The following is a 22,302-nucleotide window of genomic DNA, read 5'->3' on the forward strand; positions in this document are numbered from 1 at the left end:
GGCTTCCTCGGGGGCGCCCGCGGCCCCCCCCCCCTCACCGGCCCCCCAACGGGGGGGGGGCGGCGGCGCCGGCGCGGCCCCCCCGCCCCTCCCTCTGGTGCCGGGGCGACTACTCGACGGCGCCCGCGTCCGGCGCCAGCACACCCGCGGTGACCAGGCCGATGATGACCAGGCCCAGTGCCACCCGGTACACCACGAACGGCATGAAGCTGTTGTGCGAGATGTACTTCAGGAACCAGGCGATCGCCGCGTAGCCCACCACGAAGGCGATGGCCGTGGCCAGCAGGGTCGGCCCCCAGGCCGGCGCCGGGCCCTCGCCGATCTTGAACAGCTCCAGCGTGCCGGAGGCCAGCACCGCCGGGATCGCCAGCAGGAACGAGTACCGCGCCGCCGCCTCCCGACTGTAGCCGAGCAGCAGACCGGCACTGATCGTGCCGCCCGACCGCGAGACGCCCGGGATCAGCGCCAGTGACTGCGCGAAGCCGTACGCCACCGCGTGGGGCAGCGTCAGATCGCTGATGGGGCGGGCATTGCGCACCGCCCGGGACCGGTCCGCGACCGCCAGGATCAGGCCGAACACGATCAGCGTGGTGCCGATGACCCGCAGATCGCGCAGCGAGGTCTCGATGGTGTCCTGGAAGACCGCGCCGAAGATGCCGATCGGCAGCGTGCCGACGATGACGAACCAGCCGAGCCGGGCGTTCGGGTCGCTGCGCCGCTCCGGCTTGAACAGGGCCGCCACCCAGGCGCCGACGATGGCCGCGATGTCCTTGCGGAAGTAGATCAGCACCGCCGACTCGGTGCCCAGCTGGGTCACCGCCGTGAACGCCGCCCCGGGGTCGTCCCAGCCCAGCAGCGCCGAGAACACCCGCAGGTGCGCGCTGGAGGAGACGGGCAGGAACTCGGTGAGCCCCTGGACGAGGCCGAGCACGGCCGCGTGGAACCAGTCGATCACCGGGCACCCCCCGGGGGCGTCCGTCGGTGGGTGTGCATGGGGGCTGTCCTGTTCCTCGTGATGGCGTGCGTCCGCGCGGGGCGGGACGCAGAAGGGCCGGAGTCCGGGGCCGCTGCTGTCCGGCCGCGCATCGCCGCCATGATCGCCCCCTCCGGCGCAGCTGGAGGATAAGCATTCAAGATGGCCAGGATCTGTCTGCAGAGACAACATCCGGTGTCGTACGCGGGTGCCCCGTCGGGGTGCGGAGAACCGTGCGGTCCGAGGACGGGCGACATGACGGCATGTCAACCCCGGTCCGACCGCGGGGCTGCGGCATGCTGGCCGGGTCACGGCACCACGGACGGGAGCGATCGGCATGGGCGGACGGCTGGCCGGCAAGGCCGCGGTCATCACGGGAGCGGCCCGCGGGATCGGCCGCGCGACCGCGGAGCTGTTCGCCGACGAGGGCGCCCGGCTCGTCCTCACCGACATCGACGGCCCGGCCGTCGAGGCCCTGTGCACCGAACTCTCCGCCGACGGCGCCGAAGCGGTGCCGGTGACCGGCGACGTCGCGGAGCCCGCCGACGCCCGGGCGATGATCGGGGCCGCCGTCCGCGCCTACGGTGCGATCGACGTGCTGGTCGCCAACGCCGGCGTCATCCCGCTGAGCACCGTCGCCGAGGCCACCCCCGAGGACTGGGACCGGGTGATGGCCGTCGACGGCCGCGGCATGTTCCTCACCTGCAAGTACGCGATCGAGCGGATGGCCACCGCCGGCCGCGGCTCGATCGTCTGCCTCTCCTCGATCTCCGGTCTCGCCGGCCAGGCCTCCCAGGCCGTGTACGGCCCCGCCAAGTTCGTCGCCACCGGCCTCACCAAGCACCTGGCCGTCGAGTGCGCACCCCAGGGCATCCGGGTCAACGCCGTCGCCCCCGGCACCATCCGCACCGACCGCGTCCGGCAGCTGCCCGACGAGCCCGGCGGCCCCGAGTACCTGGAGGCGATCGTCGCGCTGCACCCGCTCGGCCGGCTCGGCGAACCGGAGGAGGTCGCCAGCGCCATCCTCTTCCTCGCCTCCGACGAGGCCTCCTTCGTCACCGGTGCGGTCCTGCCGGTCGACGGCGGATACCTGGCCCGGTAGACAGGGCCTCCGAGCCCGGGCCGGCCGTCAGCCGCGGGCCGGGACGAAGCGCAGCGGCGTCCCCGGGCGGGCCTGTGCCGCGGCGGCGAGGTCGGCCCTGGGTACAACACCGACGACCGGATAGCCGCCGGTCGTCGGATGGTCGGCCAGGAACACCACCGGCAGGCCGTCCGGCGGCACCTGGACGGCGCCCAGCAGCATGCCTTCGCTGGGGAGTTCACCCGCGCGGGTCCGGGGCAGCGGCGGGCCCTCGGTGCGCAGGGCGATCCGGTTGGAGGCCGCCGCGACCCGGTAGCCGGCCCCGAACGGCGGCCGGGCGAACCAGTCGTCGTGCGGCCCCGGCAGCAGCCGCAGCACCAGCTCCGCCGGAGGACCGGGCAGCGGTACCAGCTCCGCGCCGGGGCCGGCCGCGGCCGTGCCGACCGGCAGCCGGTCGCCCTCCGCCAGCGGGGCGGGGCCGAGCCCGGACAGCAGGTCGGCCGAGCGGCTGCCCAGTACGGGCGGCACCGCGATCCCGCCGGCCACCGCCAGGTAGCTCCGCACCCCCGCGGTCGCCGGACCGACCTCCAGCAGCGCCCCGGCCGGCACCCGCACCGCGGCGCCCCAGGCGGCGGGCCGCCCGTCCAGCCGGACGGGGGCGGGCGCACCGGTCACTGCCACCACGGCCGGTGCCGAGGCCCGGACGGCCACCCCGCCCAGCGTGGTCTCCAGCGCCGCCGCGTCCGAGGGGTTGCCGAGCAGCCGGTTCGCCGCCCGCAGGGCCGGTTCGTCCAGTGCTCCCGCCCGCGGCACCCCCAGGTGCGCGACTCCGCGCCGGCCCAGGTCCTGGACGGTCGTCAGCGGGCCGGGCCGCACCACCAGCAGCTCAGCCACGGGACGCCACCGCCGTGAACCGGACCCGGGTGCCGGGCGCGAGCAGCGCCGCCGGCTCGCGCTCCGCGTCGAACAGCCGCAGCGCGGTGTGCCCGAGCAGCTGCCAGCCGCCGGGGGAGGAGCGCGGATAGACGCCGGTGTACGGCCCGGCCAGCGCCACCGAACCGGCCGGCACCGAACTGCGCGGGGTCGCCCGCCGCGGCACCGCGTACTGCGCGGGCAGGCCGGTGAGGTAGCCGAAGCCGGGGGCGAAGCCGCAGAAGGCCACCCGGTACTCGGGCTCGGTGTGGATGCGCACCGCGGCCTCCGGGGAGACGTCCCACAGCCCGGCGACCTCGGCCAGGTCGGCGCCGTCGTACACGGTCGGCACCGACACCAGGGGTCCGTCGGCCGGCGGGTGCTCGGGCAGCGTCCAGCCGGCCAGTTCCCGGGCCAGCGCGGCGCGGTCGGCGACACCGTCCAGCAGCACCGTGCACGCGGCGGGCACGATCTCCGTCACCGCCGGCAACTGCGCACGGCGGGCCAGCAGTTCGGCGTACAGCGCGGCGACCTGCCCGGCCGAGCCCGCGGTGACCAGCAGTGCGTCCTCACCGACCGGCCGGACCACCGGCCTCGCGCCCCCCGCCCGGCCGCCCATCAGGTGAACGCCTCGACCCGCACCCCGGCGGAGGCCAGTGCCCCGCGCACCCGCCAGGCCAGCTGCGCCGCGCCCGGGGTGTCCCCGTGGACGCACAGCGAGCGGGCGCTGACCGCCACCGACTCGCCGCCCGCCGCGGTCACCGCGCCGTCCCGGGCCAGCCGGACGGCGCGGGTGATCACCGCCTCGGGGTCGTGCACCACCGCGCCGGGTTCGCGCCGCGGCACCAGCGTCCCGGCCCGGGTGTAGGCGCGGTCCGCGAACGCCTCCGCCACCACCGGCAGGCCCACCCCCTCGGCCACGGCGAGGAGTTTGGAATCCGGCAGGCCGAGCAGCGGCAGCGGCCCGTCGCAGACCGCACCCGCGCGCAGCACACCGGAGACCACCGCCTCCGCCTGCTCGTCGTCCGCCACCACCCGGTTGTAGAGGGCGCCGTGCGGCTTCACGTAGGACACCCGGGAGCCGGCGGCCCGGGCGAAGACCTGCAACGCGCCGATCTGGTAGGCGATCTCGTCGGCGAGCTCGTCCGGCGGCACGTCCATCGCCCGGCGTCCGAACCCGGCGAGGTCCCGGTAGGAGACCTGGGCGCCGATCCGCACCCCGCGCTCCGCGGCCAGTGCGCAGACCCGCCGCATGGTGGAGGGATCACCCGCGTGGAACCCGCAGGCGACGTTGGCGCTGGTGACGACGGACAGCAGTGCCTCGTCGTCGGTCAGCGTCCAGCGTCCGAACCCCTCACCGAGGTCCGCATTGAGATCGATCACCGCGTCGGCCACGCGTCCGCCCGCCTTCCAGCCAGCTCCTGGTGGTGATCGTAGAGCCTGATCGTTTGCCCGCGTGCCGGGTCGGTCGTGCGGCCGCCGGGTTTGCCGAGTGGTCATCACCCGTTCGCGCAAGCACCGGTCTCAGTCACCGCGAACCGAGCGCGAGCAGACCACCAGCACCAGGAACGGCCCTTGCCGGGCCGCCAGCCCGACGAGGCCGGCGCGCGCCACCCACAGCACCGCCCGAACCGCGTCCCGGACCGTCCCGGGCCACCGGCCGCGGCGTATCCAGTGCCGGGTGAGCCCGCAGTTCACGGCCGGTGCGTACCGAGGGCGAGTCACCACAACAGGACGGAGACCGGCGAGATCAGGCCCTTCTGCCACCACTCGGGTGCCACCCGCACCGCAAGTGCGGGCACCAGTGCGAGCTGCACGGCCACGGCGGCACCGAAGAGCGCGAACGCCCGGCCGGTGGCTCCCGTGTTCACCGCGCCCACCGCACCGGCCGCAGCGCCCGGGCGGCCCCGGCCGCCACCGCCGCCGACTCCGCGACGAACCGCCCGCGGCGGACGCCCAGCACCCGCAGCGCCGGGCCGTGGTCCAGCGCCACGAACCCGGCCGCGGCGGTGGCGAGCAGCCGCCAGAAGGCGACGGCGGGGGAGTGCAGCGGCGCCGGCAGCTGCCCCAGCGACTGGCGGAGCCGCAGGCAGTGGAAGGGGATGTGCCGTAGCTCGTCCGCGGCGATCCGCCCGGCGACCTCCGCGACCAGGCCGTCCGCGGCCCCGTCCCGCACGGCCCGGTAGTACGGCACGGCGACCACCTCGGCCACCAGCAGCACCATGAGTTCCAGCCGCAGGCCGAACAGCCGGCGCAGCCGGACGAAGAGGGCGTCGCTCCAGTGCGAGCCGAGCAGCGGCGTCCCGGTGGCGCGCAGCAGTTCCGCCAGCAGTCGGGCGTGGTTCTGCTCCTCGGCGACGAACAGCCGCACCGCGGCGGCGTAGTCGGCGTCCCCCGCCGCGTCGGCCTTGCCGATCAGGTCGGTGCCGTCGCCGTCCTCGCCGACCTGGAACTTCTGCAGGCTGCGCAGGAGCTGGGCCGAGGCGCGGGCCCCGCGGGCGAAGTCCGGGTCGCCCAGCTCCGTGCGCCGGGCCGCCTCGGCGGTGAAGTGCGCCACCCAGCGCGCGAAATCCAGGCGGTCGAGGCCGACCGGTGCCCCGGTCGCCGTGTTGACGGCCGTGTCGACGGCGGTCACCGGACGGCCGCCGGGGCTGCAGCGGCGAAGCCGTTCGGGGCGGTGACGGCCTGCGCCCACTCGAGGCGGCGGATCTCCTTCAGCACGATCAGCAGCGGCACGGCCCCGACCACGCCGAACGACATGTCGACGAATCTCCAGTACAGCGGGATGCCGCGGAGCGGTCCGCAGATCAGTGCCAGCGGCAGGATGCCGGCGCAGGCCAGCAGGGCCCAGCGGATCACCCAGACGTTGCGCACCGGGTCGCGGAGCGGGCCCCAGAACGCCGCGGCGATCACCAGGTGGGCGAAGGCCAGCCAGTCGGTGCCGTAGGCGAGGAACGGGTAGCGGTCGCCGGTCTCGGCGATGCCGTCGCGCACCCGGACCGCTTGCTCGGCCAGTCCCGGCCAGTGCTCGCCGAGGCCGCTGCCGGTCACCGCGTCGGCGAGCCAGCGGGTCTCGGTCTCCAGGGGGAAGGCCGTCAGGCCGCTCAGGACGAGGCAGACGATGAAGATCCACAGCCAGGCGCGGACGCGCCGCAGAGCGGCGGCCCGGGCCACCGCGGGATCGGTGTCCTTGGTCATGACGGCACTCTAGACCCTGGAATTGAACGCGTTCAAGATAGGAACTGAACATGTTCAACAGGGCCTGCGGGCGGCCGGAAACCGGGGCAACCAGGCTCGTTTCGGATGTTGTCGGTGCGAACCTCTAACCTTGTCCCCCGTGACCGCCATCGCAGACCAGCCCGCCGCGTACGAGCTCCGGCAGCCCGCCGCAGCCGCCCGGCCCGCACCCGGCCCGGCCGCCGACGAGGGGCTCGCCCGCCGGCTCAAGGCGCTGGCCTGCACCGCGCCCCTGCACGACCTCGACGCGCGCAAGGTCAACCTGGCCGGCGAGTACGGCTCGTACACGATGGCCGAGCTCGGCCTCGCCGTGATCGACCTGGTCACGCTCAACATGGACTTCGACACCGGCGCCGACCGCGACATAGTGCTGGGCCGCCTCCAGCCGCGGATCGCCGCGCAGAACCCGGCCCGCGCCACCGCCGAGCACGAGCGGGTCGGCCGCTGGGTCCTCGAGTCGCTGATCAACGTCGGCAGCGTCGACCGCGGCTTCCGCGCCGTCTACGGCACCTTCGGCGCCGACGGCGACTACGTCCGCCGCGACTACGACTTCAAGCTCATCGAGGAGGTGCCGGGCCCCGACGGCGGCGTCTACCTGCGCACCACCGACGAGGCCGTCAACGTCCTCGTCGGCGCCCTCGACACCGACGTCACCTCCGCCCAGATCGCCGCCGAGGTCAAGCTCGAGGTGCTGATCCGCCGCGGCCGGCTCGCCGACGCCCAGCTCGCCGCCGAGCAGGCCCGCTACCGCACCGTCCAGTACGCCGAGACGCTGCGCCGCGCCCTCGAGGCCACCCGCCGCAACGTCCGCGCCGTCGACTGGATGGAGACCGTCCCCGACCTCATCGACGAGGCGCTCGACCACATCGCCGACCGGTACCGGCACGAGAACGCGATCCTCACCAACATCCGCAAGGCCCGCGACGAGAGCACCGACCCCGAGCACAAGCGCCGCGCCGCCGAACTCGTCGACATCGTCAAGGACTGCATCCGCCGCCACACCCAGCTGCAGACCCGCCTGCTGGAGGCCGGCCCGCTCTTCCGCGCCGAACAGGACCGCCAGGCCTTCGCCGCCCCCAGCGCCCGCAGCGGCATAGACCTCTACGGGCACCTCCTCGCCCCGCTCCTCGAACTCCCCCTGGAGCAGGCCGTCCGGCCCACCGACGCCTTCTTCGCCCGCGGCACCGGCCTGCGGACACCCGTCTCCGTCCGCGTCGCCGACCTCGTCGACCTGCTGCTCACCCCGCCCGTCGAACGAGAGCACCTCGGCGCCGAACTCCCCGAGCCCGACCTCGTCGCCACGCCCGACGACAGCCGGTTCAGCGAGGCCCAGCTCGAAGCCGCCCTCGAACTCCTCGACCTCCCCGCGGACGCCCCCCGACGGCTCTCCGGCCTGCTCGCCGAAGCCCGCCGCCAGGATCCGGACCTGCCCTACCTGGTCGCCCTGCTCGCCGTCCACGCCGCCAGCCCGCCGGTCGGCACCGCCTACCGCCAGGGCGAGGAACGCCTCCTCTTCGCCGTCGACGACGGCACCCGCCTCGACGACCCCGAATTCGGCGGCGCCGACCTCATCGTCGGCAGCGCCCTCCTCGACGCCGCCGGCATGGCCGCCGCCCGCAAGGAGGCCGGCTGATGGCGCAGCCCACGCACGGGGCGCACCTCAAGGGGCGCGGGGAACTGCGCGCCCCGGAAGACCCCGGACCCGCACCCGGCCTCCCCGCGGCCGCCCGCTCCCACCCGGTGGCCCGCCCCGCAATCGCGCAGTTCTCCCCCAGCCTGGCGGCTGGGAGGTGCCCCCACGCGCCCCTCGAGGTGCACCGTTCCTGCAAGGAGTCTCGTTCGTGACGATCCACCACGATGCGGTGGCCTGGGCCCCCGAGCCGGAGCCGACGGCAGCCCCCCTCACTCCGGCCGACGTCGCCGACGCCGCCCGTCTGGTCTCCTTCGGCCTGCAGGCGAAGCTCCTCCCGGCCCGCGACGCGGAGTACGCCGAACTCGTCCGCCGCTACCGCGAGGACCCGCCGTTCGCGCGTCTCGCGGACGCCGTGGCGACCGGCATGGGCCTGGTCGTCCTGGAGGTGTCGCCGCGGGCGGGCATGGCGGTGGCGGCGGGGGAGGACTCCGTCTTCGCCGTCCGGATGGGCGACTACTCGCGTCGGGCGGCCTCCGAGTCGACCGACCGTTTCCTGCACGGCCTCGCGCATCTCGCGGTGGCCGCCCTGGCCTTCCCCCGCCCGGAGGACCTGGCCGACGACGGCTACCTCGGCCGGGTCACCGTGAACGGCGTGGACACCTTCGTCCGGCAGGCCTGCCGCCGCCTCGAGGAGCGGGCGGAGGCGGAGGGCGAGGTCACCGACCCGGCCTCGGACGCTCCCGGCCTGGAGGCGGCCTGGCGGGTGTGGGCGCGCCGCTCGTCCACCGGCGCGACCAAGGACGCCCGCCGGCTGGCCGGTTCGACCACGGGCATCGTCTCCAAGGCGGTGCTGTTCCTGGTCGATTCCGGGTTCCTGCAGAAGACCTCGGACGACGCGGGCGGCACCTTCCGGACGACGGCCCGCTACCAGCTCCAGGTCCGTGACCTGGCCGGTTCGGCGGCGATGGCCGAGCTCACCGAGCTGGGCGTCGTCCCGGTGACGGACGGCACGGCCACCCTGCTGCCCGCAGACCACTCCGACGAGCTGGTCGCCGATGCCGGCCTGCCGTTCCACTCCCTCTGACCCCCCGGCCCGCCGGCCCCGACTCACCGCACTCCGCCCCGACACTCCGCGCCCGTCGCCACCGACCGGCACCCACTCTGGAGAACCGCAGCACCATGTACGAGCTCAACCGGGTCCGCCTGTACTCGATCGGACCGGCCGGCGCCCGCTATGCCGACACGGTCCTCGACCTGCGCGGCGTCGGCGAGCCGGTGGCGGAGCCGGCCCCGCAGCAGATCGGCCTGTTCGGCGAGGAGCCGGAGGGCCCGCGGCGCCGCCCGGCCCCGGCCGGTGTGCTGTTCCTGGAGAACGGCGGCGGCAAGTCGGTGCTGCTCAAGCTGATCTTCTCGGTGATGCTGCCCGGCCACCGCAACACCCTGGGCGGCGCCAGCTCCGGCGTGCTCCGCAAGTTCCTGCTGGCCGACGACTGCGGGCACGTCGCCCTGGAGTGGCAGCACACGGTGACCGGCGAGCTGATCGTCGTCGGCAAGGTCAGCGAGTGGCGCGGCCGCCAGGTCTCCTCCGACCCGCGGAAGTTCGCCGAGCTCTGGTACTCCTTCCGTCCCGGACCGGGCCTGACCCTGGACGCCCTGCCGGTCGCCGAGCGGGTCAGCCTCGCCGGTGACCAGAAGGTCCGCGGCCGCCGCCGCACCATGAAGGGCTTCCGGGACGCCATGACCGAGGCCGGCAAGGCCTACCCCTACCTGGACCTCACCTTCGAGGAGATCCACGACCGCTGGAACGAGCACCTCGGCGACCTCGGCCTCGACCCCGAACTCTTCCGCTACCAGCGCGAGATGAACGCGGACGAGGGCGAGGCCGCCGGCCTGTTCGCGGTGAAGCACGACGCCGACTTCACCGACCTGCTGCTGCGCGCCGTCACCGACACCCGCGACACCGACGGCCTCGCCGACCTCGTCCACGGCTTCGCCGCCAAGCTCGGCCGCCGCGCCGAGCTCACCGCCGAACGCGACTTCACCGCAGGCTCGCTGGACCTCCTGCAGCGGATCGTCGACGCCACCGCCGCCCGGGAGACCGTCCGCGAGACCCACCGCGCGGCCGAGCGCCGCACCCGCCGCCTCGCACACGCCCTCACCTCCCGCGCCGCCGCCGAACGCGACCGCGCCCAGGACCTCGCCGTCGAGGTCGCCGCCGCCGCGAGCGCCGTGACCGCCGCCGAGGCCGACCGCACCCGGCACTCCCTGATCACCGCCGAACTCACCCACCGGCACGCCACGCTGGGCCTGGCCGCGGCCACCGGCGAGGCCGCCGCACTGCGCCGCGAACTCATCGACGCCCGTACCCTGCACTCCGCCTGGCAGGCCGCCGAGGCCGTGCTGCGCCACCGCGCGGCCGCCGACCGGGTCGCCCGCGTCTCCGCGGCGATCCGCGAGGCCGAGCTGGACGCCGCCCCGGCGCTCGCCGCCCGCGCCCAGGCCGCCGGCGCCCTCGCCCGCGCCCTGGAGACCGCCGCCCTCGCCGCCGAGGCCCGCGCCGACCAGGAGGAGCTGCGCGCCGGCGAGCTCCAGGAGGACGGCTCCGCCGCCCAGTCCGAGGCGACCGCCGCCGCCACCGCCGCGCAGAAGGCCCGCAGCGAGGCCGAGCACCTGCGCCAGCGCCTCGCCGAGGTCGAGCAGGAGACCGCCGCCGCCGTCGAGGCCGGCTGGATCGACGCTTCCGAAGACCCTGACCCGGCCCGCGCCGCCCTGTACGCCTCCGACGCCGAGAAGGCCGCCACCGCCGCCCTGGAGCAGGTCCGGGCCGCCGCGGAACAGGCCGCCGCCCGGGTCCGCGAGTCCGCCGCCGCCGAGGCCCGCGCCGAGCTCGCCGCCGCCCGCGCCACCGACGCCCGCACCGCCGCCGAGCGCGCCCTGGCCGCCGAGCGGCGCACCGCCGCCCTGCTGGCCGCCGAGCCCCGGCTCGCCGAGCTGCTCTCCCTGACGCCCTACCAGGAGGGCGCCGCGGAGGACGAGGGCTTCCTCACCCCCGCCGTCCTGGACCGCAGCGCCGAGGACCTGCGCGAGCAGCTCGACCGGGCCGTCGCCACCGCCGAGCGGACCCTGTTCGACCTGCGCACCGCCGCCGCCGACGACTCCCGCATCCTGGCCGCGCTCGGCGACGGCGGCCTGCTGCCGCCCGGCCCCGACGTGCTGGCCACCGTCGAGTACCTCGGCGAGCACGGCATCCCGGCCCTGCCCGGCTGGCGCTACCTCGCCCAGTCCGTCGACCCGGCCGACCACGACGCCATCCTCGCCGCCCGGCCCGAGCTGGTCGACGGCGTGGTCGTCACCGACCCCTCCTCGCTCGACCGGGCCCGCGAGGCCCTGCAGGCCGCCGCGCTGCTGCCGCGCTCCACCGTCGCCGTCGGCACCGCCGCCGCCCTGATCGCCCCGATCGAGGCCGAGCCGCCGTTCTTCCTGGTCCCGCCGAACCCCGCCATGCACGACGAGCGGGCCGCCGACGACGAGCGCCGCGGGCTGCGCACCCGCGTCACCGCCCGCGAGGAGCACATCCGCGAGCTCGCCGCCCGCCTCGGCCACGACCGGGCGCTCGCCGCCCGGCTCGCCTCCTGGCACGCCCAGTGCCCGCCCGGCACCCTCGCCGAACTCGCCGACGCGGCCCGCGCCGCCGCCGAGCAGTCCGAGACCGCCACCGCCGTGCTCGCCGCCGCCCGCGCCGAGCACGCCGAGGCCGAGGGCGACCACGCCGCCGCGGCCGGCGCCCACGAGGAGCGCCGCGAGGCCGCCCAGCAGGCCCGCCGCCGCGCCGACGCCCTCGCCGGCCTCGCCTTCCGCCTGCGCGAACGCGCCACCTGGACCCGCCGCCAGCGCGAACTCGCCGACGACGCCGCCGAGTGCGACCGCCGCCAGACCGCCTGCGCCGAACGCGCCCGCACCTGCGACGAGGACCGCCGCGCCGCCCAGCGCGCCGCAGACGACGCCCGCCGCACCGCCCGCACCCTGCGCGCCGAACGCGCCGAACTCTCCACCGTCGCCGAGGACGCCACCGAGCCCACCGGCACCGCCGCCTCGCTGCCCGCCCTCCGCGAGGCCTACCGCGCCGCCTCCCAGGTGTACGAGAAGGTCGGCGTCGGCGCCGACCTGCGCGCCGAGCAGGCCCGCGCCGAGGGCGACGAGGCCGCCGCCGCGACCGAACTCGACCGCCTCACCAACAAGGTCCGCACCCGCGCCGAGGAGCTCCTCGCCAGCCCCGACGGCGCCGACGGCCCGGCCCGCCAGGCCGCCGCCGCCCGCGCCGAGGAACTCGTCGCCACCATCGAGGCCCGCTCCGCCACCGCCAGCGAACAGCTCGGCCGGCTCCGCGGCGAGGCCGAACGCTCCGCCCCCGCCGACGGCGAGGCCCACACCGAACTCCCCGACGAGCTCGTCCCCACCGACCCCGAGCACGCCCAGACCCTGCTGCGCACCGCCACCCTGCTGCTCGCCGAACGCCGCGAACGCCTGGACACCGCCCGCACCGAACACGCCGACCTGCTGCGCACCTTCCAGTCCGCGCAGGCCGCCGCCGCCGACTTCGACGAGACCGCGGGCCAGCTCCGCGACGGCCTGCGCGACAACCCCGACGAGGCCGAGCCCGCCGCCGAGCCGTACCTGGGCGGCCTCGCCGAGGCCCGCGCCGCCGCCACCGACACCCGCCGCACCCTGCGCACCGCGGCCGGCGAACTCAGCGGCGCCGATCTCGCCGTCCGCGACGCCGCCGACGCCCTCATCCGGCACGCCAACGCGGCCCGCTACGAGGCCGTCCGCACCCCGGCCCGCCAGCAGATCCGCGAACTGCCCACCGCCGCACTGCCCGAGCACGCCGCCGCATGGGCCGCCGCCTTCGCACCCCGGCTGCGCGTCCTCACCGACGAACTCGCCCAGCTGGAGCGCAACCGCGGCTCGATCGTCGACCGGCTGCGCGGCCTGGTGGAGTCCTCGCTCGCCACCCTGCGCGCCGCCCAGCGGCTCTCCCGCCTCCCGGAGGGGCTGGGGGAGTGGTCCGGCCAGGAGTTCCTGCGCATCCGCTTCGAGGACCCGGACCACGCCGTCCTCGTCGAGCGCCTCGGCGAGGTCATCGACGAGGCCACCCGGGCGGCCGTCAAGAAGAACTCCGACCTGCGCCGCGACGGCATGTCACTGCTGCTGCGCGGCGTCGCGGCGGCGATCGGCCCCAAGGGCGTCAGCGTCGAGATCCTCAAGCCGGACGCGGTGCTGCGCGCCGAACGCGTCGGCGTCGGCCAGATGTCGGACGTCTTCTCCGGCGGCCAGCTGCTCACCGCCGCCATCGCGCTCTACTGCACCATGGCCGCACTGCGCGCCAACGACCGCGGCCAGTCCCAACTGCGGCACGCCGGCACGCTCTTCCTCGACAACCCGATCGGCCGCGCCAACGCGACGTACCTGCTGGAGCTGCAGCGGGCCGTCGCCGACGCGCTCGGCGTCCAACTGATCTACACCACCGGCCTGTTCGACACCACCGCACTCGCCGAGTTCCCGCTGGTCATCCGCCTGCGCAACGACGCCGACCTGCGGGCCGGCCTCAAGTACATCTCGGTGGAGGAGCACCTGCGCCCCGGCCTGCCCGCCCCCCAGGACCCGGACGGCCCGACCGTCCACGGCGAGATCACCGCCACCCGCATGTTCAAGCGCCCCGCGGAGGCCCCCACCGGCTGACCCCGACCGCCGACCGACCGGCCGCCGTCCGACCGGCCGCCCCCGGAGTCCGACGACAGGCCGTAGGCTCGTCGCCGAGGACCGGCCCGGGCACCCACCGCGGAGCCCGGCCGCCACGACCAGGGGGAGGCCGTCGCATGGAGCCGTACCGGCCGGAGCGGACGGACCGCCGGCTGTCCCTGCACACCGCCCTGGTCCGCTGCCCGCGCTGCGACGCCTGCGCGCGGCGCACCGGCCACCGCGTGGTGTGCACCGCCTGCGGACTGGTCCGCGAGGCCGGCCGCTCCTTCGCCGGCCCGGTCCTGGCCACGGCCTCCGGGCGCTGCCCCACCTGCGGCCGTGCGTTGCGGTACGCCGCCGAGCACGCTGCGTGGCCCGGCACCGTACGCGACCGGGAGCTGCGCTGCGGTTGCGGGACGGCCTCCCGCCACCCGGTCGCCGTCCGCCCCTCGTGGCGCCGCAACCAGGGCACCGATCCGGTCTCCGGCCTGTCGCTGTGGCTCTGCACGGGCGTCCGCGGCCACGTCCTGTGGGCGCTGGACGCCGACCACCTGGACGCCGTCGAGGAGTACGTCGCCGCGGTGCCGCGTCCGCCGAGCCACGGCAACGCCACCCTGACGAGCCGCCTCCCGGTGTGGATCAAGAGCGCCAAGAACCGCCGGGACGTCCTGATCGGCCTGGGCCGCCTGCGGGACCTGCTCCCGGCAGGCAGTACGAGGCCCTGACTCCCCGACCGATCGACAACTCCCGCCCGCCGCAACTCCCTTGGAGACAACGCATGCCGGTGATCGCCCACCTCAGTGACATCCACCTCGGCCAGGTCCGCCCCGGCCCGGACGGGCCGGACGGCGGCGAGCGCGCCGAGGCGCGGGCCCGGCAGGTGATGGCCTATCTGGAAGGCCTGCCAGGGCCGATCGACGCCGTCCTGGTCACCGGCGACATCGCCGACCACGGTGCGCCCGAGGAGTACGCGGCGGCCGCCCGCATCCTCGCCTCCGACCGCTGGGAGGTGCTGACCTGCCCGGGCAACCACGACGTCAGGGAGGCCTACCGATCGGGGCTGCTCGGCGAGGAGCCCGCCCCCGGCCCGGTCAACCGGCTGCACGAACTCCCCGGCCTCACCGTCCTGATGTGCGACTCGAGCATCCCCGGCCGCGACGAGGGCCGGCTCGACGAGGAGACCCTGGCCTGGCTGGACACCACCCTCAGCCACGTCCGCCGGGACGTGCCCGCCGTGGTGGCCTTCCACCACCCGCCGGTGGAGCTGCACGCCCCGCTGGTCGACGCCATCCGGCTGCAGGACACCCCGCGCCTGGCCGCCGTGCTGCGCTGCCACCCCCAGGTCGTCGCCGTGCTCTGCGGCCACGCCCACACTCCGGCGGCCACCCGCTTCGCCGGCCTGCCGCTGGCGGTGGCGCCCGGCGTGGTCTCCACCGTCACCCTTCCCTTCGAGGGCGGCGAGGGCATCGTCTTCGACCACCCGCCGATGGTCGCCTTCCACATCCTGGACGATCGGCGCAGGCTGACCACTCATCACCGCATCGTTCTCTCCTGACACCGGGCCGTCCCCCACCGGCCACCCCGCCTCCGCCCGACCAGGAGCCCCCATGCCCCGCACCCTGCACGCCGAGCCGGTCGTCCGCGACCGCGCCCACCTCAACGAGAGCCCGCTCTGGGACGACCGCCACCAAGTCCTGCGCTGGGTCGACATCCTGGCCGGCCACGTGCACAGCTGGGACCCGGCGACCGGGGAACGCACCCTGTTCGAGGCGGGCCTGCCGGTCGGCGCGGTGGCCCTGCGGGAGGCCGGCGGGCTCGTCCTGGCGGTCGCCGACGGCTTCGCGATACTCGAGGACGGCCGGACGACCCGGATCGCCGACCTCGACTCCGAGGGCGGCGAGCTGCGGATGAACGACGCCGTCTGCGACGCCGAGGGCCGCCTGCTGGCCGGCACCATGGCCTACTCCCACGAGCCGGGCCGCGGCACCCTGCACCGCCTGGACCCGGACCACACCGTGCACACCGCCCTGCCGGAGGTCACCATCTCCAACGGCCTCGACTGGTCGCCGGACGGCAGGACCGCCTACTACGCCGACAGCCCCACCCGCGAGGTCCGCGCCTACCGTTACCACGAGGGCCGCCTGCTCGAGCCCCGCCCGTTCGCCGCGCCCGAGGGCGGTGTGCCGGACGGCCTCGCGGTCGACGCCGAGGGCGGCGTGTGGGTCGCGGTGGCCTTCGCCGGCACCGTTTGCCGCTACCTGCCGGACGGCACCCCGGACACCGTGGTCCGCGTTCCCGCCACCGTGACCACCAGCTGCGCCTTCGGCGGCCCCGGCCTGGACACCCTGTACATCACCACCGCCACCGAGAACCTCACCCCCGCCCAGCTCGCCGAGCAGCCGCTCGCCGGCGGGATCTTCGCCTGCACCCCCGGCGTCCGCGGCCGCCGCGCCCACCGCTTCCGCGGCTGACCGGGCCGCGCCCCCGGGGCGTGTCCTCGAAGGTCACGGGTGCGCTCCTCGTGCGGCACCCGTGCCCTCGAAGACGCGCCCCGGGCCTCCGATACACCCTCCGGTGGGCGAGGTGTCCTACTCGGTCGGAAACTTGAAGAAGTCTTCCCAGTCTTGGATGCTGGACCCCCCGGGCATGTCCCGGGTGGTGGGCCGGCGCCGCTGCCGGCAACGGAGGTCAGCCGTGACGGACCTGTTCCGCGAGGAGCTCGGGGCGCAGCTGATCCAGGCCCGCAGCGACCTCGCCACCGCCAGGGAGGCGGGCGACGACGACGGCGTCCAGGCCTACCGGGGGCGGATCGCGAGTCTGCTGCGGATCGCCGCGCGGCACGGAGTCGAGCTGCCGCACACGCCGGACGAAGAGGAAGACGAGGACGACTGAGCATGCCGGTCCCGCTCTACCAGGCCAAGGCGGAGTTCTTCCGTACCCTCGGCCACCCGGCCCGCATCCGCGTCCTCGAACTCCTCCAGGACGGCCCGCGTCCGGTCCGCGAGCTGCTCGCCGAGATGGACATCGAGCCGTCGAACCTGTCCCAGCAGTTGGCCGTGCTGCGCCGCACCAACCTGGTGACGGCGACCCGTGAGGGCAACACCGTGGTCTACGAGATGAGCACGCCGGACGTCGCCGATCTGCTGCGCGCCGCCCGCCGGATCCTCACCGAGATGATCGCCGACCAGGGCGTGCTGCTGGCCGAGCTGCGGGGCAACGACCGCATGCCCACGGTCTGACCGCCGGCGCGCCGCGCGCCGCGCGGCGGTTTCAGGCGCCCGCGCCGCCGGGGCGGTGGCAGTCGCGGTAGCCGGCGACCACGCTGTCGAGCAGACCGGGGAAGCGGGCGGCCAGGTCCTCGCCGCGCAGGGTGTTCATCTTCGAGGTGCCGCGGCGCACCTGCCGGATCACGCCGGCCTCCCGCAGCACCCGGAAGTGGTGGGTGAGCGTGGACTTGGCCACCGGTACGTCGAAGGCCAGGCAGTTGACCTCGCCCGCGCACTCGGCCAGCGAGGACACGATCCGCAGCCGGACGGGGTCCGCGAGTGCGTGCAGCACGGCCTCCAGGTGGATCTCGTCCACGGCGGGCTCCGGGAAGGCGTCGGCCCGGGGGGTCGTGTCGGGGCTGGTCTCGGTCACCCCCCCATAGTACGAGGATCGTCGTAGTTTGACAGTTCTCGTAGTACGAGAGTTATCGTACTGAGCAGGCCATCCGGCCGACCGCAGAACCGCCTACCCGCCGGCCACCGCCGAAGGAGCTGCCGTGAGCGCCCTGTTCGAGCCGATCACCCTCCGCTCGCTGACCATCCCCAACCGGGTGTGGCTCTCGCCGATGTGCATGTACTCGGCGGCGCCGGACGGCCCCGAGCAGGGTGTCGCCACCGACTTCCACCTCGTCCACCTGGGCTCCCGCGCCGCGGGCGGCGCCGGCCTGGTGATGGTGGAGGCCACCGGCGTCCGGGCGGACGGCCGGATCTCCCCGTACGACCTCGGCCTGTGGAACGACCGCCAGCAGGAAGGCCTCGCCCGGATCGCCGCGGCGATCTCCGCGCACGGCTCGGTGCCGGCGATCCAGCTCGCACACGCCGGCCGCAAGGCCTCCACCGGCCGCCCGAACGAGGGCTCCCTCCCGGTCGCGCCGGCCGACGGCGGCTGGCAGCCGGTCGGCGCCTCCCCGGCCGCCTTCGAGGGCCACCCGGTGCCGCACGAGCTGACCGCCGAGCAGATCGCCGAGCTGGTGCAGGACTTCGCCGCAGCCGCGGTCCGCGCCCGCGAGGCGGGCTTCCGGGTCGCCGAGATCCACGGCGCCCACGGCTACCTCGTCCACTCCTTCCTCTCGCCGCACTCCAACCACCGCACCGACGGCTACGGCGGCGACTTCGCCGGCCGCGCCCGCTTCGCGCTGGAGGTCGCCGCGGCCGTCCGCGCGGTCTGGCCGGAGGACCTGCCGGTGTTCTTCCGCGTCTCCGCCACCGACTGGCTGGACGGCGAGCCGAGCTGGGCGCCGGACGAGTCGGTGCTGCTCGCCAAGGAGCTGGAGGCGATCGGCATCGACCTGATCGACGTCTCCAGCGGCGGCATCGCCAAGCACGCCGCGGTCACCGTCGGCCCCGGCTACCAGGTGCCGTTCGCCGAGAAGATCCGCACCGAGGCGGGCATCCCGGTCAGCGCCGTCGGCCAGATCACCGAGCCCGCCCAGGCCGAGGAGATCGTCGCCTCCGGCCGCGCGGACGCGGTGATGCTCGGCCGCGAACTGCTGCGCGACCCGTACTGGCCGCTGCACGCCGCCCGCGAGCTCGGTGCCGAGCGCACCTGGCCCCGCCAGTACGGCTACGCGGTGGGCTCGCGCGGCTGACCGGCCGTCACCGCCACACCCGGCTGCTCTCCAGCGGCGCCCGGCGACCCGCCGGGCGCCGTCGTGGTTCCCGGCTGCCCGCGAGCGGCGAGGCCGAATTCGGCCCGCGCCGGCGCTGCGCCGCGATCTGACGCGAGATCAGGATCTCCAGCAGGCTCCACGCCGTGCCGAACACCCCCAGCCCCATCACCATCAGCGCCGGCACCAGCAGCCCGCTGCCCGCGTACGAGGCCAGGGTCGCCACGATCAGCGCCACCAGCGTCAGCGACAGGCTGAACAGGGCCCGCACCGTGGAGGCGCGCACCTCCTCGGGCAGACGGCGGCGAACGGCGGACATCGGCGAGCCTCCCCGGCGCGGCGGACGTACGGAGCGCGGCGGGTGTGCTCCGGCGCACCCCGCCCGACACCCACCACCCTGCCCCACGCCCGCCCGCCCATGCCCGGAAATCCCCGATTCACCCCGGAATCCGGCCCTCCTGTGGTGGCGGACCGTCAGTCCAGCGTTGCGTTGAGTTCCTCCAGCGCCCCCGCCACGATGGTGCGCATCGCCCGTTCGGCGAGTTCCGCGTCGCCCGCACAGATCGCCTCCGCGACCTCCCGGTGCAACTGCACCGCGTACGGCCGGGGCTGGTGCGGCATCAGACGGTGCTCGGTGCGGCCGGTCAGCACGGCGCCGACCGTGTCCTTCAGGTGCGCGAACATCTCGTTGCCGGAGGCGCGCAGCACGATCGCATGGAAGGCGATGTCGTGCTCGAGGAAGGTCTCCAGGTCGGCGGCGCGCGCGGTGACGGTCAACTCCACCGCCAGCGCGCTCAGCTCGCGGCGGTCGTCGTCGCTGGCGTGGACGGCCGCGAGCGCCGCCGCCGCGGGCTCCACCGCGACCCGCAGCGAGCCCAGCGAGCGCAGCTGGGCGGCCCGGTCGGCGCCGGCCAGCCGCCAGCGGATCACCAGCGGGTCGAAGACGTCCCACTCGGCCTTGGGCCGGACGGTGATCCCCACCCGGCGCCGCGGCGCGACCATGCGCATCGACTCCAGGACCCGGACGGCCTCGCGCACCACGGTGCGGGAGACCCGGAAGCGCTGCTCGAGTTCCTCGGTGCGCAGCACCGCGCCCGCGGGGATCTCGCCGGAGGCGATGGCCGGGCCGAGTTCGGCGAGCAGCTGGCCGGGCAGGCCCTGGATCTCCATCGGCCCAGACTATCGGGAAGTAAAAGTATGACGATTTTGTTGCGGGCGGTTGAATAAGTCATACCTTTGCGTCAAGGTGAGCGCGGAACAGGCAGAAGAGGAGCACCACCCCATGGCTCTCAGCGTCGAGACCCAGCCGCCCGCCGTCGTGGTCATGGGCGTCTCCGGAGTCGGCAAGACCACGGTCGCGCGGCAGCTCGCCGAGCGGCTCGGCCTGCCGTACGCCGAGGCGGACGACTTCCACCCGGAAGCCAACATCGCCAAGATGAGCGCCGGCATCCCGCTCGACGACCAGGACCGCGAACCGTGGCTGCACGCCCTCGGCGACTGGCTCGGCGGGCGCGCCGCCGCAGGCACCGGCGGCGTCGTCACCTGCTCGGCCCTCAAGCGGCAGTACCGCGACATCCTCCGCGAGCACTGCCCGGACGCCTTCTTCCTGCACCTCAGCGGCGGCCACCACCTGATCCAGGACCGGCTCGCCCACCGCGTCGACCACTTCATGCCGACGTCGCTCCTCGACTCCCAGTACGCCGCGCTCGAACCGCTCCAGCCCGACGAGCACGGCGCCGTACTGGACGTCGGCCCCGCCCCAGCTACCCTCGTCGAGTCGGCCGCAGCCCTGCTGGGCCATGTCAACGGAGACCTCGCGTGACCCCCACCTCCCTGCTCGCGGCCGCCGCACCGGCCCTGCCGCACACCGACAGCAACGGCAGACTGCTCATCGCGGTGCTGCTCAGCATCGGCGCCATCGTGCTGCTGATCACCAAGCTGAAGCTGCACCCCTTCCTGGCGCTCCTGCTCGGCTCCGGCCTGCTCGCGGCCGTCGCCGCCGCCCCCTTCGACAAACTGCTCACCAGCTTCGCCACCGGGTTCGGCAGCACCGTCGCCGGCGTCGGCCTGCTCATCGGCCTCGGCGCGATGCTCGGCAAGCTGCTCGCCGACTCGGGCGGCGCCAACACCATCGCCGACACCGTGCTGGCCCGCGCGGGCAGGCGCGGGCTGCCCTGGGCGATGGCCCTGATCGCGGCCGTGCTGGGCCTGCCGCTCTTCTTCGAGGTCGGCGTCGTCCTGCTCATCCCGATCGTGCTGCTGGTCGCCCGCCGCGGCAACGTCCCGCTGATGCGGATCGGCATCCCCGCCCTCGCCGGCCTCTCCGTCCTGCACGGCCTGGTGCCCCCGCACCCCGGCCCGCTGGTCGCCGTGGACGCGCTCAAGGCCGACCTCGGCGTCACCCTCGCCTTCGGCCTGCTGATCGCCGTCCCCACGCTGATCGTCGCCGGCCCGCTCTTCGGCCGGATCGCCCAGCGCTGGGTCGGCCCGCTCGCGGTGCCCGCCGCACCGGGCTCCGACACCGCCCCCGGCTCCGCCGCCGACAAGCCCGCCGCCGACGGGGACGGCACCCCGCACGGCGGGACCACCCCGGCAGGCACCGGCTCCGGAACGGCCACCGCCACCCGTACGGCGCTGCCCACGGCCGTCCGCCCCGAGCACGCCCCGCGGTTCGGCGCCGTGCTCGCCACCATCCTGCTGCCGGTCGTGCTGATGCTCGGCAAGGCACTGGTCGACGTGGTGGTCGACGACCCGAAGGCCGGCATCCAGCGGGTCTTCGACTTCATCGGCTCGCCGCTGATCGCCCTGCTCGCCGCGACCCTGCTCGGCATGGTCACCCTCGGCCGCGCGGCCGGCTTCGACAAGCAGCGGATCTCCGACACCGTCGCCGGCTCGCTCGGCCCGATCGCCGGCATCGTCTTCATCGTCGGCGCCGGCGGCGGCTTCAAGCAGACCCTGATCGACGTCGGCGTAGGCCAGGCCGTCAGCGACTGGGCCACCGACTGGCACGTTTCCGCCCTGCTGCTCGGCTGGCTGATCGCCGTCCTGATCCGCCTGGCCACCGGCTCCGCCACGGTCGCGACCATCACCGCCGCCGGCATCGTCGCCCCGCTGGCCGCCGGCATGTCGAGCAGCCACTCCGCCCTGCTGGTCCTCGCGATCGGCGCCGGCTCGCTCTTCTTCTCCCACGTCAACGACGCCGGCTTCTGGCTGGTCAAGGAGTACTTCGGGATGAGCGTCGGTCAGACCCTGAAGTCCTGGTCGGTCATGGAGACGATCATCTCCGTCGTGGCGATCGCCCTGATCCTCCCGCTCAGCCTGATCGTCTAGCGCTCGCCGCCGAACACACCGGGGCGGTCAGCGGGCCCGTTCGGCCCGCCGTGCCAGCAGCTCCCCGAGCGGCGCGTCCGGCACCTTGCGCCACCGCTTCGGCCGCCGCCCGGCCGCCCGCTCCGCCACCTCGGCCGCCCGGTCCCCGACCGGGCGGCCGTTCAGCGTCGCCAGCACCGTCCGCTGCAGCCGGCGGTTGGCACTGTTCACCGCCCGCTTGCGGAGACGGATGCTCGTCCGCGAGCTCTTGTCGTTCTCGCCGTAGGCGTTCCGCCGGTCCTTCAGGTAGCTCAGCCGCTTCTTCTCCTGCGGCGTCCTGCGCACCATGCACATCGCCCCCTTCCCCGCACCGACGCTAGGCGCCGGGCGGTGAAGGGGGCGAACGCTTTTCGCGGGGCTGTGCTGGTTACTTCTTTCCACGCTTCGCGAGGCTGTGCTGGTTACTTCTTTCCACGCTTCGCGAGGCTGTGCTGGTTACTTCTTTCCACGCTTCGCGAGGCTGTGCTGGTTACTTCTTTCCACGC

Annotated in this window: 23 protein-coding genes; 12 read left to right on the forward strand and 11 right to left on the reverse strand. The window is 75.1% G+C overall.

Features of this window, described 5'->3' with window-relative positions; genetic code table 11:
* Positions 1-109: 109 nt before the first annotated feature.
* A complete protein-coding gene (locus AB0M03_RS33405; protein WP_363498795.1) occupies positions 110-952 on the reverse strand; it encodes an undecaprenyl-diphosphate phosphatase in 843 nt (280 codons plus the stop codon).
* Between the two features lie 358 nt (positions 953-1,310).
* Between AB0M03_RS33405 and AB0M03_RS33410 the strand changes: the two genes are divergently transcribed.
* Positions 1,311-2,075: an SDR family NAD(P)-dependent oxidoreductase gene (locus tag AB0M03_RS33410; protein ID WP_363498708.1), complete on the forward strand. Its 765-nt coding sequence runs from the start codon at positions 1,311-1,313 to the stop codon at positions 2,073-2,075.
* Positions 2,076-2,102: 27 nt separating this feature from the next.
* On the opposite strand, the gene AB0M03_RS33415 is transcribed toward AB0M03_RS33410, so the two are convergent.
* The 6 genes from AB0M03_RS33415 to AB0M03_RS33440 all read right to left on the reverse strand — a co-directional run bounded on the left by AB0M03_RS33415 (position 2,103) and on the right by AB0M03_RS33440 (position 6,164).
* Entirely contained in the window at positions 2,103-2,948 is an 846-nt protein-coding gene (locus AB0M03_RS33415) for a biotin-dependent carboxyltransferase family protein (protein ID WP_363498711.1), read from the reverse strand.
* Positions 2,941-3,585, reverse strand: a complete 645-nt coding sequence (gene pxpB, locus AB0M03_RS33420) for a 5-oxoprolinase subunit PxpB (protein WP_363498714.1) — start codon at positions 3,583-3,585, stop codon at positions 2,941-2,943. Before pxpB ends, AB0M03_RS33415 begins: the two co-directional genes overlap by 8 nt.
* A complete protein-coding gene (locus tag AB0M03_RS33425; RefSeq protein WP_363498717.1) occupies positions 3,585-4,361 on the reverse strand; it encodes a 5-oxoprolinase subunit PxpA in 777 nt (258 codons plus the stop codon). The genes pxpB and AB0M03_RS33425 overlap by 1 nt, the downstream gene beginning before the upstream one ends.
* Positions 4,362-4,687: 326 nt before the next feature.
* Positions 4,688-4,837, reverse strand: a complete 150-nt coding sequence (locus AB0M03_RS33430) for a hypothetical protein (protein WP_363498720.1) — start codon at positions 4,835-4,837, stop codon at positions 4,688-4,690.
* Positions 4,834-5,541: a ferritin-like domain-containing protein gene (locus AB0M03_RS33435; RefSeq protein WP_363498798.1), complete on the reverse strand. Its 708-nt coding sequence runs from the start codon at positions 5,539-5,541 to the stop codon at positions 4,834-4,836. Before AB0M03_RS33435 ends, AB0M03_RS33430 begins: the two co-directional genes overlap by 4 nt.
* A 56-nt stretch (positions 5,542-5,597) precedes the next feature.
* The gene (locus tag AB0M03_RS33440) at positions 5,598-6,164 is read right to left on the reverse strand and encodes a hypothetical protein (protein ID WP_363498722.1); all 567 of its coding nucleotides are present in this window, start codon (positions 6,162-6,164) and stop codon (positions 5,598-5,600) included.
* A 148-nt stretch (positions 6,165-6,312) separates the two neighbouring features.
* On the opposite strand from AB0M03_RS33440, the gene AB0M03_RS33445 reads away from it, so the two are divergent.
* The 8 genes from AB0M03_RS33445 to AB0M03_RS33480 all read left to right on the forward strand — a co-directional run bounded on the left by AB0M03_RS33445 (position 6,313) and on the right by AB0M03_RS33480 (position 16,814).
* Entirely contained in the window at positions 6,313-7,836 is a 1,524-nt protein-coding gene (locus tag AB0M03_RS33445; protein ID WP_363498801.1) for a hypothetical protein, read from the forward strand.
* A gap of 214 nt (positions 7,837-8,050) precedes the next feature.
* On the forward strand, positions 8,051-8,920 hold the full coding sequence (locus AB0M03_RS33450; protein WP_363498804.1) for a hypothetical protein: 870 nt from the start codon (positions 8,051-8,053) through the stop codon (positions 8,918-8,920).
* Between the two features lie 95 nt (positions 8,921-9,015).
* On the forward strand, positions 9,016-13,575 hold the full coding sequence (locus AB0M03_RS33455; protein WP_363498725.1) for a hypothetical protein: 4,560 nt from the start codon (positions 9,016-9,018) through the stop codon (positions 13,573-13,575).
* 137 nt (positions 13,576-13,712) lie between these two features.
* A complete protein-coding gene (locus tag AB0M03_RS33460) occupies positions 13,713-14,300 on the forward strand; it encodes a hypothetical protein (RefSeq protein WP_363498728.1) in 588 nt (195 codons plus the stop codon).
* Between the two features lie 53 nt (positions 14,301-14,353).
* On the forward strand, positions 14,354-15,130 hold the full coding sequence (locus AB0M03_RS33465) for a phosphodiesterase (RefSeq protein WP_363498731.1): 777 nt from the start codon (positions 14,354-14,356) through the stop codon (positions 15,128-15,130).
* Between the two features lie 52 nt (positions 15,131-15,182).
* Positions 15,183-16,046 (forward strand): SMP-30/gluconolactonase/LRE family protein, encoded by an 864-nt coding sequence (locus AB0M03_RS33470; protein ID WP_363498734.1) that lies wholly within the window; start codon positions 15,183-15,185, stop codon positions 16,044-16,046.
* Between the two features lie 223 nt (positions 16,047-16,269).
* Positions 16,270-16,467 (forward strand): hypothetical protein, encoded by a 198-nt coding sequence (locus tag AB0M03_RS33475; RefSeq protein WP_363498737.1) that lies wholly within the window; start codon positions 16,270-16,272, stop codon positions 16,465-16,467.
* 2 nt (positions 16,468-16,469) lie between these two features.
* On the forward strand, positions 16,470-16,814 hold the full coding sequence (locus AB0M03_RS33480) for a metalloregulator ArsR/SmtB family transcription factor (protein WP_363498740.1): 345 nt from the start codon (positions 16,470-16,472) through the stop codon (positions 16,812-16,814).
* A gap of 31 nt (positions 16,815-16,845) precedes the next feature.
* Here the strand turns inward: AB0M03_RS33480 and AB0M03_RS33485 are convergent, their stop codons facing one another.
* Complete coding sequence (locus AB0M03_RS33485) at positions 16,846-17,214, reverse strand: helix-turn-helix transcriptional regulator (RefSeq protein ID WP_363498743.1); 369 nt, start codon at positions 17,212-17,214, stop codon at positions 16,846-16,848.
* A 124-nt stretch (positions 17,215-17,338) separates the two neighbouring features.
* Here AB0M03_RS33485 and AB0M03_RS33490 point away from each other — a divergent pair, with 124 nt between their 5' ends.
* Positions 17,339-18,430, forward strand: a complete 1,092-nt coding sequence (locus AB0M03_RS33490) for an NADH:flavin oxidoreductase/NADH oxidase (protein ID WP_363498746.1) — start codon at positions 17,339-17,341, stop codon at positions 18,428-18,430.
* Positions 18,431-18,437: 7 nt separating this feature from the next.
* Here AB0M03_RS33490 and AB0M03_RS33495 read toward each other — a convergent pair whose 3' ends face one another.
* Together AB0M03_RS33495 and AB0M03_RS33500 are read right to left on the reverse strand one after the other, a co-directional pair.
* Positions 18,438-18,767, reverse strand: a complete 330-nt coding sequence (locus AB0M03_RS33495; protein ID WP_363498749.1) for a hypothetical protein — start codon at positions 18,765-18,767, stop codon at positions 18,438-18,440.
* 155 nt (positions 18,768-18,922) lie between these two features.
* Positions 18,923-19,618, reverse strand: coding sequence for an FCD domain-containing protein (locus AB0M03_RS33500; protein ID WP_363498752.1), 696 nt, complete (start codon positions 19,616-19,618; stop codon positions 18,923-18,925).
* A gap of 112 nt (positions 19,619-19,730) precedes the next feature.
* Here AB0M03_RS33500 and AB0M03_RS33505 point away from each other — a divergent pair, with 112 nt between their 5' ends.
* Both AB0M03_RS33505 and AB0M03_RS33510 read left to right on the forward strand, forming a co-directional pair.
* Positions 19,731-20,270 (forward strand): gluconokinase, encoded by a 540-nt coding sequence (locus tag AB0M03_RS33505; RefSeq protein WP_363498755.1) that lies wholly within the window; start codon positions 19,731-19,733, stop codon positions 20,268-20,270.
* A complete protein-coding gene (locus AB0M03_RS33510; RefSeq protein ID WP_363498757.1) occupies positions 20,267-21,778 on the forward strand; it encodes an SLC13 family permease in 1,512 nt (503 codons plus the stop codon). Before AB0M03_RS33505 ends, AB0M03_RS33510 begins: the two co-directional genes overlap by 4 nt.
* 27 nt (positions 21,779-21,805) lie before the next feature.
* Here AB0M03_RS33510 and AB0M03_RS33515 read toward each other — a convergent pair whose 3' ends face one another.
* Positions 21,806-22,105, reverse strand: coding sequence for a hypothetical protein (locus AB0M03_RS33515; RefSeq protein WP_363498760.1), 300 nt, complete (start codon positions 22,103-22,105; stop codon positions 21,806-21,808).
* Positions 22,106-22,302: the final 197 nt, after the last annotated feature.

It is taken from the genome of Kitasatospora sp. NPDC051914 (genome assembly GCF_040680995.1).
GTDB lineage: Bacteria > Actinomycetota > Actinomycetes > Streptomycetales > Streptomycetaceae > Kitasatospora.